Source organism: Marinobacterium lacunae (assembly GCF_000705555.1).
GTDB lineage: Bacteria > Pseudomonadota > Gammaproteobacteria > Pseudomonadales > Balneatricaceae > Marinobacterium_D > Marinobacterium_D lacunae.
In genome coordinates this window covers 24604-39882 of record NZ_JMQN01000053.1, presented here as the reverse complement: position 1 = coordinate 39882, position 15279 = coordinate 24604, and the positions used below count along the sequence as shown (strand labels likewise).

Below are 15279 nucleotides of genomic sequence, written 5' to 3'. Positions count from 1 at the left end.
TCAACCGGCGTATCACTCCACCAGTTGCACACTGACAACACGATCGCGACCACTGCGCTTGGCGCTATACAACGCCTTATCTGCGCTGGTGAGCAGACTATCGGCTTCAGATACGTTTTCCGGCCAGCTTGCGATCCCCGCCGACAGAGTGACTGGTTCTAGTGTCTGGCCATCGATAACGACAGAATCCATAGACACCGCCCGGCGCAGTTCCTCGGCCCGTTTCAGGGCATCCTCACTGCTTGCGTCAGGCATAATGATGACGAACTCCTCGCCGCCATACCGGCAGGCGATATCGGTCTGTCGGAACGATTCCCTCATCTTGCAGGCAACCCGTCGCAACGCCTCATCTCCCGCCGTGTGCCCGTATGTGTCGTTAAAATCCTTGAACTTATCTATATCGCAGATCAGCAGTGATAACGGTCTCCGCTGACGCGCAGCCAAGGCCACCTCACGTGCCATCACCTCATCGAAATAGCGTCTGTTCTTGAGCCCGGTAAGCGGATCTTCATAGGACAGCTTCTTCAATTCTTCGGTACGCTCCTGCACCTGCTGCTCCAATAAGATGTTCATCTCCTGCAGCATGCGCTGGGAACGGGCAAAAAAGCGCAGTGCAATTACCACAACCGACAGCGAGAACAACAAAGCCCCCCAGGCAACCGGCACCTGCCCCCAGGGCAGCACACCATGTGCGACCCCCATATCAAGCAGCAACAGGATACTCAGCACCGCATACGCGAGGATAATTGCACGCTGATCATAGCTGGCCGAGGCGAACAACCCCAGCGTCGGCACAAACAACATAACCAGTGTGAGGGCAAACACTGCGTCGAACACAGGGTAGATATGCGATAACTCAGCCCATCCGCCCAAACACAGCACCAGCGCCCCCGCAGTGAACAAGAGGTGGAACTTCCACACCCAGTTATAAAGCCGCTTGACCGGTGAGTTGAACCACTGTTCTAGCAGCAAGGCCATTGCCGCAGGCATCAGGAAGTATCCAACGGCACCCACATAATCCCAGAACAGTGGCTTGTACAAGAGCAGCAGATTGGCCGGGCTTTTACTGATCACCATCCCGGCTGTCGCAACTGAGTACAACGCAACGGCAACGAAGGTCCTCCAGCCGGTCTGCATCAGGGCAAAAACCAGTGCCAGCAGCGCGATCAAGATGCTGAAGCCACCGACGATCAAGCCCTCGATAGAGTCGCCAATAATCTGCTCAAGCAGCGACATCCGCTCCATGACCTTGACCTCGCCCCAGAGGCCAATATCCAGATAGTTTGAGAAAACTCGGAAATAGATCGGTTTACCGGCACTATGCGCCGGCAATGTGATCATATGCCAGGGCCAGCCGGCAAAGGCACCTTTACCCTCCGCATCGAACTCGCCGTAGTGATATATCCGCTTGCCATCTACATACACCTCGGCAATCAGATCGATACTGAAGATGTAGAGCACCGGGTCACGCCAGTTTCCTTCGGGAAGCGTGGTGCGATACCAAACGTTCTCTCTACCCTCCCGCCCAGGCGGGTTGGAGGGAAAATCGATGGCGCGCCATTGCCCCTTATCCTCAGGCCGGGTCCACTCGGGTACTCCCTCCACCATCGGTGAGTCGCCCCAGCGATATTCCCACCCCTTATCCAGCACCACAGTGTCAGCGCGTGCCGCACTTGCGCCCGACAGGAGGATTAAGAACAGAAAACAGCCCGCAAAAACTGATCGGCATAGGCGATTGATCGTTTCAAAACGGTGCTCGACGCTGGCTGTCATATGCCGGGCTCTCTGACTCACTCGATATAGTCCTGTCCATCGCCAGCCAGCCAATGCTCGAACTGATCGGCCGGCATCGGATGCGCAAAATAGTAGCCCTGCGCCAGCGTGCAGCCAATCTGAGAGAGTATATCGGCTTGGTTACGGGTCTCGACGCCTTCGGCGACTACCTGAAGACCAAAGGTGGCCCCCAACTGAATGACGGCGCGCGCCAACGCCCTGTCGCTGGCATCGTGCCCCAGGTCGTTCACGAAACTTCTGTCCAGCTTAAGTTCGGTCACCGGGAAGCGTTTAAGATAGCTCAAGCTGGAGAATCCGGTACCGAAATCATCGATAGACAGCCCGACACCCAGCTCGCGTATACGAATCAGCTCATCGTGAATGTCACTGCCCGGCTCCATCATCAGGCTCTCGGTGATCTCAAGTGTGAGCATACCTGGCTTAATAGCCAGACGTTCGACCAGCGATTTGATCCGCTGATAGATATCACCGCCGCGAAACTCCGTGGCCGACAGGTTGACCGCCACGGACGTGACCGGAACGCCCTGCGCCTGCCAACTGACCAGCTGACGGCAGGCCTTCTCCATGACATAGCTATCCAACGCCGCGATGAGCCCCGTTTCTTCGGCCACCGGTATGAAGCGATCTGGCGGTAATGAGCCCAGCTCAGGATCAACCCAGCGCACCAGCGCTTCGACACCCATCAAGCGTCCCGTATCCAGCGCTATCTTGGGCTGATAGTACACATCCAGCTGCTGCTCACTGACAGCTCGGCGCAATGCCGATGCGATGATCAGATGCTGTTGAGCGGCATCGTTCATATGTGATTGGTAGAAACGGATGGCGTTACGCCCTGCCGCCTTCGCCTGATAGAGCGCGATATCCGCATTGCGATGCAGCATCTCGAAGTCAATCGCATCCTCCGGCGCGATGCTGATACCGATACTGGCCGTCATCGAAAACGGTGTTGCCTCGCCTTCGATCACATCGGACAGGCGCACTTGCAAGTGCTCGGCCAACGCACGGGCTTTCTGAGCCCCGGTGTCGCTCAGCAGCAGCACAAATTCGTCACCGCCCAGACGGGCAAGCGTATCCTCTGCAGCGATACAGGACTGCAGCCGACGCGCCACCTCTTGCAGCAGACGGTCACCGGCTTGATGCCCCAGCGATTCATTGACCGTTTTAAAGTGATCCAGGTCCAGAAACATCATGGTTAGCGGCTCACCCGAATATACAGTGGCCTGCAGCGCTCGCTGAGCACGGTCTTTCAGCAGATTCAGATTGGGCAACCCGGTCAGACGATCATGGAAGACCAACTGATGGATATGTTGCTCGGCATGTTCATGCTCGATCGCCAGCGAACACAAATGGACGCATGCCGACACCATCTTGCGATGAAACTCGCTAGCCGAGCGTTTTTCGCGGTAGTAAAGCGCGAATGTGGCAGCCACTCGGCCATCACGCAGCTTGATCGGGCTCGACCAACACGCCGCCAGCCCAAGTGGAAGCGCCAGCGCCTTGTATGTGCTCCACAAGGGATCGGTTGCGATATCGGTGACCTCAACCGCCTCGCCACGCCACGCCGACGTCCCACAGGAACCGGCAGCGGGGCCTATCGACTCCCCCTCGATAGCCTGACCGAACTCGGCGGGCAGGCTGGGTGCAGCACAAGGGTGTATCTTGCCGTCGGTATCCACCAGCAAGACTGTACAGATAACCTCAGGCGCCAACGACTCTACCCGTCGGCACAGGATATCCATGCTTGAGTGAAGCGGTTTTCCTGAGGCTACCGCCTGCAATACCTCGTTCTGCAGCAGCTGGATTCCCTCCTGCTGCTCCCACGGCTCATCGCCATGAACGATCAGCGCCACCCACTGCCGCCCACGATCACTCAAACGCTGTAGAGAGATCTCGACCTGTCGGGAGGCATCTTTAGCAGGCCCGAGAAGCTCAAAACTTTTCAGGTTTTCTTCGTCCGACAGGAGGTCGCAAAACCGTCCCCAACGTAGCTCATCTATGCTGGAGAAAACGTCGGACACATGCAGGGTTTGATCCTGCTCGGGAAGGTTCAGCAATGCCTTAAATGCGCCGTTGCTGAAGGCGATATCACCGGACTGGTCGACGCAGGCGATCGCCAGCGGTGCATCCATTAGCAGACGATAGATCAGGTCGTTTTCCGGGCGCCCCAGCAAAGCCGTGAGTTGAGACATGAGAGTTCCAATACCCTTTATGACGACCGCTCTTACACGAGATCGCCGTGAGTCCATCAACAACTCTACTTTAGCCCAGATCCGTTAAGATCGGATCATAGTTTTTATGGGGCGATTGTGCGGCGTGTTTAACGACACGCAACGCTTAATCGACCCGTCCACCCAAGGCCAGCGTCAGCGAGTTGTTGAGATGGTGGGTAAGCGCTTTGCGTGTCGCACCGGCATCGCCCGATGCCAGTGCATCCAGTATTGCCAGATGCTCACGAATAACCCGCAGGGCGTTAAACGAGGTAATTTGAATACGTGACTGAACAGCCATGCGTATCTTGATCGCGGTAACCCGATAGACATTTGCAATCAGCGAGTTGTGCATGCTCGCCACAAAAGCCTCGTGCATCGCCCAATCGTACTGCTGAATGGCCTGCGCCACTTCCTGCGCCTGCGCCTCACCGGCCTCGATTTTGCTTAACACCTGCTTATGCCAGTCGATCATCTCTTCGACGGTCTTCCTGTTCATCGAGCGCACCATATCGTCCACCGCGGACACCTCGATCATCTGGCGCATCTGATACGCCTCACGAACAAACAGCACATCCAGACTCGGCACCATGAGCCCGCGCTTGGGAACAGTTTGCAGCAGTCCCTCCGCTTCGAACCGGGGTACTGCTTCACGCACGGATCCAAGCGTGGAACCTGTCATCTCCACCAGCTCACGCTGGGTCACCATCTGTCCCGGGCGCAGTGCTCCGCTATTCAACAGTGCCTCGATTCGCTCATAGGCGGCCTGCCGCATCGGCACTGCAGATGGAGCAGATGAATGCTTGCCGGATTCAACGACACTGGATTTGTCCGTTTTGTTCATACCGTTTTGTTCATACTCTGACCAAGCAAAAAGCATTTGACATCAAGCTAACATGTTACCACGATGTTAGTTACTGTTTTCGTGTACCGCCACCCCTCTCTTTCGGCGTACACAGCGTCACTCCTCGCGCTTGCGAACTATAAAAACTCTGCAATGGGAGACACAACAAGATGATAAAGCTAACCCGCCGTGCGGTACTGGCGCTCTCCGTGGGCGTCGCCGCTTCATTTTCAGCCCTGCCCTCGTTCGCCGAGGACAAGATCGTATTGCGGCTATCCTCGCCGATGTCTGAAACCGACCAGCGCGCAATTGCCCTGACCGAGCAGTTCGGCCCCGGAGTGTCTTCATTCGCAACCTTCGAGCCACACTGGAACGCAACGCTGTTCAAGCAAAACACCGAACTGGAAGCGATTGCACGCGGCAACCTCGAAATGTCCGTCACCTCCGCTCAGGAGCTGGCGCAGTTCTTCCCGGAATGGTCCATCTTCACGGCGGGTTACGTCCTTCAGGACGCTGACCATCAGGTTGCCGTTTTCAACGATGCAGTGATGGACCCGTTCAAACAGAAGGTTGAAGAGGAGCTTGGCGTCAAACTGCTCGCGCCTATGTATCTGGGCCGCCGTCACGTCAACCTGCGTCAGTCCCGAGATGAAGTCGACGTGCGCACCCCCGCAGATCTGGCCGGCATCAACCTGCGCATGCCCGGCACTGACGCTTGGCAGTTCCTGGGCAAGGCACTGGGGGCCAACCCGACGCCGATGGCCTTTACCGAGGTGTATACCGCCCTGCAAACCGGTGCCGTCGACGGACAGGACAACCCCTTACCGACTGTCGTGGACGCTAAGTTCTACGAAGTCACCAAGCAGATCGCCCTAACCTCTCATCTGGTTGACTGGAACTTCATCGCGCTGTCAAAAGCCGTTTGGGAAGATCTGTCACCCGAGCAACAGCAGGCGGTACAGAGCGCAGCCGATGCAGCTGCAAAAGCCGAACGTGAAGCACAGCTTAAGAAAGAAGCGGATCTGCGCGGCTTCCTCGAACAGAAGGGTCTGGCCATCTATGAGCCTGATCTCGACTCCTTCCGCAGCCATGTACAGAAAGCGTATCTGGAGAGCGATTTCGCCAACGACTGGCCTGCTGGTGTTCTCGAGCGCATCAACGAATTGGGCCACTAACCCCCGGCCCTTGCCTCGCCCGGCGCCCTGTGCGCCGGGCCTTTTTGTCCCTTGGCACATGCGAGAAACCAGATGAACAGGGCAATCCGCTGGATCAGGACACTGGCCGAAGTTGTCTCAGCGTCGATGCTGGCAGCCATGTTCCTGACCTTTCTGCTACAGATTTTCTCCCGCTATGTTCTGCAAGAGCCGTTCGGATGGACGCTTGAGCTCTGCCTGGCACTGTGGATATGGATCGTTTTTTTCGGTTGCGCGTTCATCGTGCGTGACCGTGAACATGTCTCTTTCGATATTCTTTACCTCGCAGCTCCGGCAAGGCTGCGCAAAGTCATGGCACTGATCTCGGCAGCGGTGGTTGCCATAGCGCTACTGTGGTCCCTGCTACCCACCTGGGACTGGATCGACTTCCTGCGCATCAAGAAGAGCGCCACACTGAAAGTCCCTATGCGCACACTCTATTCAATCTATGCACTGTTCCTCATCGTTGTCGCGGCTCGCGCTATCTGGAGTTTTATCCACACCCTGCGTCACGGCGCCCCCGATCACGAACTTGAATTGCTCTCGGAGGACAAGTCGTGAGCCTGCCATTTGCACTCTGTTTGCTCACACTGTTTCTGCTCTCGGCCATCGGCACACCGATCGCCTATGCCATTCTGGTGGGTGCACTGATCTATCTCGGTGTTGCCGGACAGGATATAGCGCTGGCCGGTGAGCAGATACTCGCCGGCCTGTTCGAGAGTTTCGTGCTGCTCGCTGTGCCGCTTTTTATTGTCGCGGCCAATATCATGAACGCCGGCACCATATCCGAGCGTCTGCTCAGCTTTTGTGTGGCCGCAGTCGGTCGCTTCAGAGGCGGGCTGGGCCATGTCAACGTGGTGTCCTCCCTGATCTTCTCCGGCATGTCCGGCTCGGCGGTGGCCGATGCAGCCGGTATCGGCAAGATAATCGTTCAGATGATGACCCGATCAGGTCATTACACACCGGGATATGCCGCGGCGATTACCGCAGCCTCGGCCACCATCGGCCCTATCATTCCGCCCTCGATTCCAATGGTGCTGTATGCGCTGGTCTCCAACACATCCATCGGCTACCTCTTCCTTGGCGGCATACTGCCGGGGCTATTGATGGGCGTCGTGCTGATGGCGATGAATACCTGGATCTCGGCTCGGAGAGGCTTTGCCCTTGAGGAGCCGGTACCGCTGCGCGAACTGCCGCGCAAAACAGCCAACGCCTTTCCCGCCCTGCTGATGCCCGCGATTCTGCTGTACGGTATCTACGGCGGTGTCACCACGCCCACAGAAGCCGCGGCTGTCGCCGCTGCCTATGCGCTGATACTGGCCAGCCTGTTCTATCGCGCTATGTCGTTACGTGCTCTGTACACCATTCTGGTTGAAAGCGCCCGCTCATCCGCCGCGGTAGGTCTGGTGATCGGCGGTGCGTTGATTCTCAACTACATTGTGGCCTCTGAAAACATTCCCAACCTGGTAGCACAACAGTTGGTCGGCCTTGATGTCTCGCCACTGGTCTTCCTGCTGGGCGTAAACCTGCTGATTCTGCTGCTCGGCTGTGTACTCGACGCCTCGACCATCATTCTGGTGATCATTCCGCTGTTTATACCGAGCTGTCGTGAGCTGGGAATCGATCTGGTGCACTTTGGCGTCGTTGCAGTAGTGAACTGCATGATCGGGTTGATCACACCGCCCTACGGAATACTGCTGTTCGTCCTTAACGCCGTGACACGCATCCCGCTGGCCGAGATCATCCGTGAGATATGGGGGTTTCTGGCGGTACTGATCTTTGCCCTGCTGATACTGATCTTTTTCCCCGGCGTGACACTCTGGCTGCCACGCCTGTTTGGCTACGGTGGCTGACACCGTAGCTTTACTCTGGAGCTAATCATGAACACACCGATAACCGGCATCATCCCCGTTGTGCTGACGCCGTTTACCCCTGACGACCGTATCGATTGGGATGGCTATGCGGCCCTGATCGAGTGGTATCTGGCCAACGGTGCTCAAGCACTGTTTGCCGTCTGCCAGTCATCGGAGATGCAGTTCCTGTCGCTGCAGGAGAGGCTCGATCTGGCGCGTTTTACCGCCAAGGCTGTCGCCGGACGCGTACCTGTCGTCGCTTCAGGCCATATATCCGAGAGCCTCGATGACCAGCGCGCAGAGTTAAAAGCCATGGCCGATACTGGCGTGGACGGCGTCGTGCTGGTCACCAATCGACTTGCGCCCGCCAATGCCCCCGAGACAGCCCTGCGCACGCACCTGGACGCCTTGCTGTCGTCCCTGCCGGAGGATATGCCGCTGGGGCTGTATGAATGCCCGGCCCCCTACCGTCGCCTGCTCACAGATGACGAAATCGAATACTGTGCCCAAAGCGGCCGCTTTGCCCTGATCAAGGATGTCTCCTGCGATCTGGATACCGTCAAACGCCGTATCGCCCTGACCCAGAGCACGCCTTTGCGTATCAACAACGCCAACGCCGCCATCGCCTGGCCGGCACTGCAGGCCGGCGCGTCGGGGTTCTGCGGGGTTATGCTGAATGTGCATCCGGATCTGTATCGCTGGTTGCAGGATCACGGCGCCAAGCACCCTGATCTGACTGAAGAGCTGGCAACGTTTCTGGTGCTCTCAGCCATGTGCGAACCGATGGGCTATCCGAAGCTCGCGAAGGTTTTCCACCAGCGGCTGGGTACATTTGCCCATACCGACTCCCGTACCATCACCTTCGATATTCATCAGCGATTCTGGGCGCTGGATGACATCATCGCGCGTATCGAATGGGGCAACGCCCACTTCCGTAGCCGCATCAAGGCGCTGGGTACACCTGCATGAGCATCACGGTATTCGGCTCGATCAACGTGGATCTAACCGCCTATGTGGATAGCCTGCCCGTCCCCGGCGTCACCGCACACGCCCGCTCCTACACTACCGGTTTAGGTGGAAAAGGGGCTAATCAGGCCGTTGCGGCGCAACGCCTGAGCCAGCAACCAGTGAAGCTGGTCGCGGCTATCGGAGAGGATGCCTTTGCCGAGCAGGCGATCAGCCTGCTCACGCACTACGGGGTAGGCGTCGACAATCTGGTGCGCATTGAGCAAGCCGATACCGGCATCGCCCTGATCCATGTCGATGCCCACTCACAAAACACCATTACCGTTGTAGGCGGGGCCAACATGAACTGGCCCAACTCAGGTCCTGCCAGTGAGTGTTTTCAATCGACCCAGGTTGCACTGTTCCAGCTGGAAACCCCCATTTCGGCAACCGCTGCGGCGATGAGTTCGGCCCGCAGTGCCGGAGCGGTCACCATTCTCGATCCGGCCCCGGCGCCTGGCTCTGCTGAGCGCATCGAGACGCTGTTGAAACTGGCCGACATTCTGACCCCAAACGAAAACGAAGCGGCCACACTCACCGGCATCAGGATTGGAAATGAGCAAAACGCGCTGGATGCGGCGCGCGTACTGCTGAAAAAAGGCGTCGGTACGGCAGTGGTCAAACTGGGGGCTAAGGGTCTGGTCTATGCCAGTCACCAATACGGGGAAGGTCAGGTTGCGCCTTTCACAGTGCAGGCGGTGGACACCGTCGCTGCCGGTGACTGCTTCAACGGCGCGCTAGCCGTCGCACTCAGTGAAGGTCGGACGCTACCCGAAGCACTGCGCTTCGCGGCAGCCGCCGGGGCACTGGCCACCACCCGACAGGGTGCCGCTTCAGCCGCGCCCACACGTTCAGAGCTGGAGCAGCTGATGGCTAACGCTGCAACACCCTCACAATAATTGAGCCAGCGTGGAATCGAGCCTATTTGCGTGGGATTTTATTGCAGCAATGAGGCTCGTAGCCTGCATTGTCCTTCATGTTCTGATCAACAAAGCGGTAGTAACCACGCTTGGTGCGATTCCACCAGTTGTTGGCAAAGCCGGCACCGTGCTTATTGATCACAGCCTCAACCCGATCAACACTGCAGTGCGTCGCATCATAGGCACATGAAAGTATGGCTGTCGCTGCGTCGTAGTTGACGCTGTCCATACCGAAGATGCGTTCGATCTCATCCACCAACGCAGCAATGTCAGTCTCATCGCGCGTTGTAAGTTTTAGCGTGCGCGTGACCAGATTCGCCTCCTTCACACCCGGTCTATGATCAAGGTCGCTCATATCTGCCTCCTTCGCTAAACAAATTCTCGTGTCAAGGTCCGATTTACCTCTTGACCTTCCCAGTATTGGAACCTCTATCTTTATTACCCTGTACCCTTTATCCAAGGAGCTCCAAAATGCACCACCACCTGAAAGTTACCGGCATGTCCTGTGGCCACTGCGTCTCCGCTATCGAAAAAGCTGTCAAAGCTCTCGATCCTCAGGCGGAGGTAACCGCCAACCTTGAAAAAGGCGAAGTCACCGTCAACAGCGATGTTGATATGGCACCGATCAGCGATGCCATTCGTGAAGCCGGCTACGAAAACCAGGATCTAGGCGCCTGAGTATTGTGCTCACCTACGGTTGCGACCGGGTTCAAGCCCGGTTGCACCGAAGTGTGGGCGAGCAACCTCCCGCTTATCCTCCGCCCCTGTCTCCTCTGAAAGCTCGTTGATGATCGGACAATCCGGCCGGGAGTCTCCATGACAGTGACCGGCCAGATGTGCAAGCGTCTCGCTCATCTCCTGCAACTCACGCGCCTTGCGCTGCAGTTCGGCCACATGTTCAAGTGCAATCCGTTTTACATCTGAACTCGCCCGATCACGGTCCTGCCACAGCGCGAGCAGTTCGGACATCTTCTCAACCGAAAAGCCCAGATCCCGAGCGCGCCGGATAAAGCGCAGCCGGTGCACATCCTTGTCTGAATAGTCCCGGTAACCGGCATCGGTTCGCGACGCCTCGGGTATTAAACCGATCGATTCATAGTAGCGGATCATCTTTGCCGAAACGCCGGATGCCGCTGCTGCTTTGCCTATGTTCATCGCCCCTCCTTTGCCCTCAATCGGCCTGCACCGGCGCTCTGAAACGGCGCAACCTAAGTGCGTTAGTCACCACGAAAACCGAGGAGAGCGCCATCGCACCGGCGGCCAGAATAGGTGACAGTAGGATGCCAAAAGCCGGATAGAGCACACCTGCCGCAAGAGGAATAAGTGCGGTGTTGTAGGCAAACGCCCAGAACAAGTTCTGCTTGATGTTGCGAATCGTCCCCTGGGACAGCGCGATGGCGTTCGGGATACCCCTCAGGCTGCCGGACATCAGCACGACATCCGCCGCTTCGATGGCGATGTCGGTGCCGGTGCCAATAGCGATCCCCACATCCGCTTCTGCCAGCGCAGGCGCATCATTGATACCATCCCCAACAAAGGCCAGCTTTCCGTAGTCGGACTTAAGTGTTTTCACGGCGTCGACCTTACCCTCAGGCAGAACCTCGGCCACCACCTCATCGATGCCCAATTGTCGGGCGATCGCTTCGGCCGTGCGTCGGTTGTCGCCGGTGATCATTGCCACCTTGAGTCCCAGCTTATGCAGGAGTTCAATCGCTTCCGGTGTGGACGCTTTGATCGGGTCGGACACCGCAATGATCGCTGCCAACTTACCACCGATAGCCGCATAAAGCGGTGTTTTACCCTCATCGCCAAGGCGCGCGGCGATCTTGGCAAAGCTCGACAGATCCAAACCAAGCTTATGCATATAGCGGTCAGCGCCGATTTCAACCGTCTCGCCTTCAGCCAATGCCTTGACACCAAAACCGGTGACGGACTCAAAGCTCTCGACCCTGGGCAGCGTCAACGCTTCGGCCTCTGCCGCATCAGCAATGGCACGGGCGATCGGGTGTTCCGAGCGGGACTCAACGGCTGCAATCTGTGCCAGTACCTCGTTGCGCTCGAAGCCCTCGGACACCTCCAGATCGGTGAGCGCCGGTTTACCCTCGGTCAGCGTACCGGTCTTGTCGACCGCGACCACCTTGGAGTCTCTGAGCAACTGGAGAGCATCCCCCTTGCGGAACAGCACGCCCATCTCCGCGCCTCGCCCTGTGCCCACCATGATCGACGTGGGCGTCGCCAGCCCCATCGCACAGGGACAGGCGATGATCAGCACCGCCACCGCATTGACCAGCGCAAGGCTCAGCGCCGGCGAGGGCCCAAAGAGGAACCAGACCAGAAACGTCAGCAAGGCCGCCGCCATGACCGCGGGTACGAACCACATGGTCACCCTGTCCACCAAGCCCTGAATCGGCAGCTTCGATCCCTGCGCCTGCTCGACCATGCGAATGATCTGCGCCAGAACCGTGGCGCCGCCCACCGCAGTGGCCTTCAGCGCCAGCGCGCCTTTCTGATTCACCGTGCCACCGACCACCGGACTGCCGCTGCTCTTGGCGACCGGCACCGGCTCACCGGTGATCATCGATTCATCGACATAGCTCTCGCCTTCGATCACCTCGCCATCGACCGGTATCCGCTCGCCGGGGCGCACGTCGAGGATATCGCCAGGCTTTACCTCGCCGATGGCGATCTCGAGCGTTTTACCGTCTCGGCGCACCCGCGCCGTTTTCGCCTGCAGGCCGACCAGACGTTTGATCGCCTCGGATGTCCGCCCTTTCGCCCGTGCTTCGAGAAAACGGCCAAGCAGGATCAGCGCAACAATGACAGCTACGGCTTCGTAGTACACGTTGGCGGTGCCCGATGGCAGTAGACCAGAGAAGAAGGTTGCGATAACCGAATAGCCCCAGGCGGCCGATGTACCAAGCACCACCAGCGAGTTCATATCCGGTGCAGCACGCAACAGCGCCGGTACACCCTTGTTGAAAAAGCGCAGCCCGGGTCCGAACAGCACCAGCGTTGCCAGCGCGAACTGGATATACCAGCTATTCTGCTGACCGATTGTGCTCATCACGAAGCGATGTATCGCGGGGATGAGGTGAGAGCCCATCTCGATCATGAATACGGGGAGGGAGAGAACTGCGGCAATGGTGAGGTCGCGCTTGAGCTCGGCCTGCTCGGCATCTTTCTTGTTGGCGCTCTCCTCGGCCTCCACACTAGTTTGATCCAAAGGGCTCGCCGTATAGCCGGCGTCCGCCACCGCGGCTATCAGTGTATCGACCTCCACATTACTGCGCACACTGGCCCGCTCTGTGGCGAGATTGACATTGGCCTCGATGACGCCCGGAATCGCTTGCAGTGCTCGCTCTACCCTGCCGACACAGGAGGCGCAGCTCATCCCCTCGATGGAGAGTTCAGTGGTAGTTGCAGGCACTGAATAGCCCGCTTTTTCTACCGCTTCGATCAGCAGTCTAGGGTCGAGCGTAGCAGACGAGCGTATGTCGGCGCGCTCAGTGGCCAGATTCACCGCCACCTCTTCGACATTCTCAACCTTCTTCAGCGCCGCTTCCACGCGACCAACGCAGGAGGCGCAGCTCATGCCCTCAATGGGTAGACTTATCGTCGACGCGGCGGAAGAGTTTTGTTTGACCTGATTACTCATCATCTACCTCCTTACCAGCCTATTATGATGATCTTTCAGGACTATAGACCTTCCCACAATGGTAAGGTCAAGCATGGATTTTTACGCCGATGTTTGGTGTCGTTCATCACCACCATGCCGGTGCGGTTTGAAGCTATCGATAAACAGTGAGGGGGGATAACTTCGCAACGGTACTCGGTCAGCAGATTGACCCGTAGGCTGGCACTGTGAACCTCAAGTAATAGCGCCGACGTGGATCAAAGAGAGTCAAATGAACAGGACTCTCAGTGCTCCGACATCAGATAGGTGGCGATCGCTTGACGGTCGTCAGCACTTAAAAACGCCGTACCCTGCTTGATCACCTCACCCATGGAGGCCCCCAGAATGTCGCCATCGGGCGTGATGCCGGAGCGCAGCGCATAGGCCAGATCGTTGACATCCCACCCCCGCTCTTTAAGGGCTGTCGCATGGATTGCAGGTGAGGCCCCACCTCCGGGTAACGAATCCGCCCCTGAAAGTGCAGCATCGTCCTTCAACGCCCCAAGCAGGTTTCGCGGTGTATGGCAGGCCGCGCAATGGCCTGCAGCCTCCACAAGGAACGCACCTCGATTGAAGCGTTCATCCTTATTGGCATCAGGCTGGAAGCGTTGAGGCTCAAAATACAGGCGCTGCCATAGGTGCAACCCGGCGCGAATATTAAATGGGAAATGTAGGTCCTGTTCTTTCGAGGCCTGTTCAACCGCAGGCACGGTGCGAAATGCTGCCCAAAGATCCGCAATATCCTGATCGCTGAAGCGGGTGTAAAAACTGTAGGGAAACGCCGGATAATAAGGGTCCCCCTCCGGCGATACCCCTTCGCGTACCGCTTGCGCAAACGCGTCAATGGTCCAATCGCCAATGCCATGGTTCTTATCCATGGTCAGATTAGGTGCGTAAAAGGTGCCGAAAGCCGTTTCCAGAGGCGCACCGCCCGCCAGCGGCTTGCCTCCGTCGTAGAAGTTGGTGTGGCAGGCTATACAACCGGATGCGCGAGCCAAATAGGCCCCACGCTGAATGTCCCCCTGCAAAGAGCCTAACGAGGAGGCTGTCATATCCCCCTCCCTGGACACCGTCATACCACCCCAGCTTATCGCCACGATACCCGCCACGGCGGTCAGGCGTAACAAGAGTCGTCTCATGACGTGTTACTCCTCGATGCGGTAACGCGTATGACATGAAGAGCAGGTGTCAGTCACCATCTGGAATACCATTTCGGCGGGCATCTCGGCCAGGTGCTCGTCGGAGGGCCCCTCAGTTCCCATCATGGTGCCCATCATACCGCCTGAGCCCATCATTGAACCGCTCCCCATCATGCCACTGCCCCCCATCTGACCACCTGCTGGGGCCGCCCTGTCGTTTCCGGCGGCTTTAGCCAAAGCGGCACTGTACCGTTGCAGTTGCAGCGCCAATGTCTCAAAGCGGTCCCACTCTTTCCAGATCTCCGGTTTGGCCTCACTGCCGTGCTGCAGACTGCCTTCGGGGAAGAGTTTCGTTATGGCATGACCTGAATTTCGTTGAATCACAGCGGCAGCGCTCTTGACCGTCTCCACGTCATAATCGGCCTTGCCACTAAACATATCAGACATCGATTTCATCGATTCTTTCATATCTTCCATCATGTCCATACGCTCTTTGACAATGCCGGTAGCACCGCCATGCGCCAGGACAACGCCCGACACAAGCGAGGCAGACAAGCCCAGAACAGCACCCAATAGAACCAATGACTTCATATCTATCCCCTAAGAACTCAAAAAATACACGCGCGGTGAATACGCGACACTACAGTTAAA

General features: G+C 57.6%; 14 protein-coding genes. 6 read left to right on the top strand and 8 right to left on the bottom strand.

Going from position 1 to position 15279, the window contains the following annotated elements:
• Nucleotides 1–12 precede the first annotated feature (12 nt).
• From ADIMK_RS17910 to ADIMK_RS17900, 3 genes are all read right to left on the bottom strand, one after another.
• Nucleotides 13–1773 (bottom strand): GGDEF domain-containing protein, encoded by a 1761-nt coding sequence (locus ADIMK_RS17910; RefSeq protein ID WP_051693091.1) that lies wholly within the window; start codon nt 1771–1773, stop codon nt 13–15.
• A gap of 17 nt (nt 1774–1790) precedes the next feature.
• Complete coding sequence (locus ADIMK_RS17905) at nt 1791–3983, bottom strand: bifunctional diguanylate cyclase/phosphodiesterase (RefSeq protein ID WP_051693090.1); 2193 nt, start codon at nt 3981–3983, stop codon at nt 1791–1793.
• Nucleotides 3984–4128: 145 nt separating this feature from the next.
• Nucleotides 4129–4845, bottom strand: coding sequence for a GntR family transcriptional regulator (locus tag ADIMK_RS17900; RefSeq protein ID WP_197027580.1), 717 nt, complete (start codon nt 4843–4845; stop codon nt 4129–4131).
• Between the two features lie 170 nt (nt 4846–5015).
• On the opposite strand from ADIMK_RS17900, the gene dctP reads away from it, so the two are divergent.
• The 5 genes from dctP to rbsK all read left to right on the top strand — a co-directional run bounded on the left by dctP (nt 5016) and on the right by rbsK (nt 9795).
• Complete coding sequence (gene dctP, locus ADIMK_RS17895; RefSeq protein WP_036191025.1) at nt 5016–6020, top strand: TRAP transporter substrate-binding protein DctP; 1005 nt, start codon at nt 5016–5018, stop codon at nt 6018–6020.
• Nucleotides 6021–6092: 72 nt separating this feature from the next.
• On the top strand, nt 6093–6599 hold the full coding sequence (locus ADIMK_RS17890; protein WP_036191023.1) for a TRAP transporter small permease: 507 nt from the start codon (nt 6093–6095) through the stop codon (nt 6597–6599).
• Nucleotides 6596–7891, top strand: coding sequence for a TRAP transporter large permease (locus ADIMK_RS17885; RefSeq protein ID WP_036191022.1), 1296 nt, complete (start codon nt 6596–6598; stop codon nt 7889–7891). Before ADIMK_RS17890 ends, ADIMK_RS17885 begins: the two co-directional genes overlap by 4 nt.
• Before the next feature lie 27 nt (nt 7892–7918).
• Complete coding sequence (locus tag ADIMK_RS17880) at nt 7919–8860, top strand: dihydrodipicolinate synthase family protein (protein WP_036191020.1); 942 nt, start codon at nt 7919–7921, stop codon at nt 8858–8860.
• Complete coding sequence (gene rbsK, locus ADIMK_RS17875; protein ID WP_036191019.1) at nt 8857–9795, top strand: ribokinase; 939 nt, start codon at nt 8857–8859, stop codon at nt 9793–9795. The genes ADIMK_RS17880 and rbsK overlap by 4 nt, the downstream gene beginning before the upstream one ends.
• 22 nt (nt 9796–9817) lie before the next feature.
• Here the strand turns inward: rbsK and ADIMK_RS17870 are convergent, their stop codons facing one another.
• Nucleotides 9818–10171 (bottom strand): hypothetical protein, encoded by a 354-nt coding sequence (locus tag ADIMK_RS17870; RefSeq protein WP_036191017.1) that lies wholly within the window; start codon nt 10169–10171, stop codon nt 9818–9820.
• A gap of 116 nt (nt 10172–10287) precedes the next feature.
• Between ADIMK_RS17870 and ADIMK_RS17865 the strand changes: the two genes are divergently transcribed.
• Complete coding sequence (locus tag ADIMK_RS17865; protein ID WP_036191015.1) at nt 10288–10494, top strand: heavy-metal-associated domain-containing protein; 207 nt, start codon at nt 10288–10290, stop codon at nt 10492–10494.
• A gap of 9 nt (nt 10495–10503) precedes the next feature.
• On the opposite strand, the gene cueR is transcribed toward ADIMK_RS17865, so the two are convergent.
• The 4 genes from cueR to ADIMK_RS17845 form a co-directional block, all read right to left on the bottom strand.
• Nucleotides 10504–10971 carry a Cu(I)-responsive transcriptional regulator gene (gene cueR / locus ADIMK_RS17860; RefSeq protein ID WP_036191014.1) on the bottom strand — a complete coding sequence of 156 codons (468 nt, stop codon included), beginning with the start codon at nt 10969–10971 and terminating at the stop codon, nt 10504–10506.
• Nucleotides 10972–10987: 16 nt separating this feature from the next.
• Complete coding sequence (locus ADIMK_RS17855; protein WP_036191013.1) at nt 10988–13471, bottom strand: heavy metal translocating P-type ATPase; 2484 nt, start codon at nt 13469–13471, stop codon at nt 10988–10990.
• A gap of 263 nt (nt 13472–13734) precedes the next feature.
• Nucleotides 13735–14628, bottom strand: coding sequence for a c-type cytochrome (locus tag ADIMK_RS17850; RefSeq protein WP_036191012.1), 894 nt, complete (start codon nt 14626–14628; stop codon nt 13735–13737).
• A 6-nt stretch (nt 14629–14634) separates the two neighbouring features.
• Entirely contained in the window at nt 14635–15219 is a 585-nt protein-coding gene (locus ADIMK_RS17845) for a c-type cytochrome (RefSeq protein WP_036191011.1), read from the bottom strand.
• Nucleotides 15220–15279 lie beyond the last annotated feature (60 nt).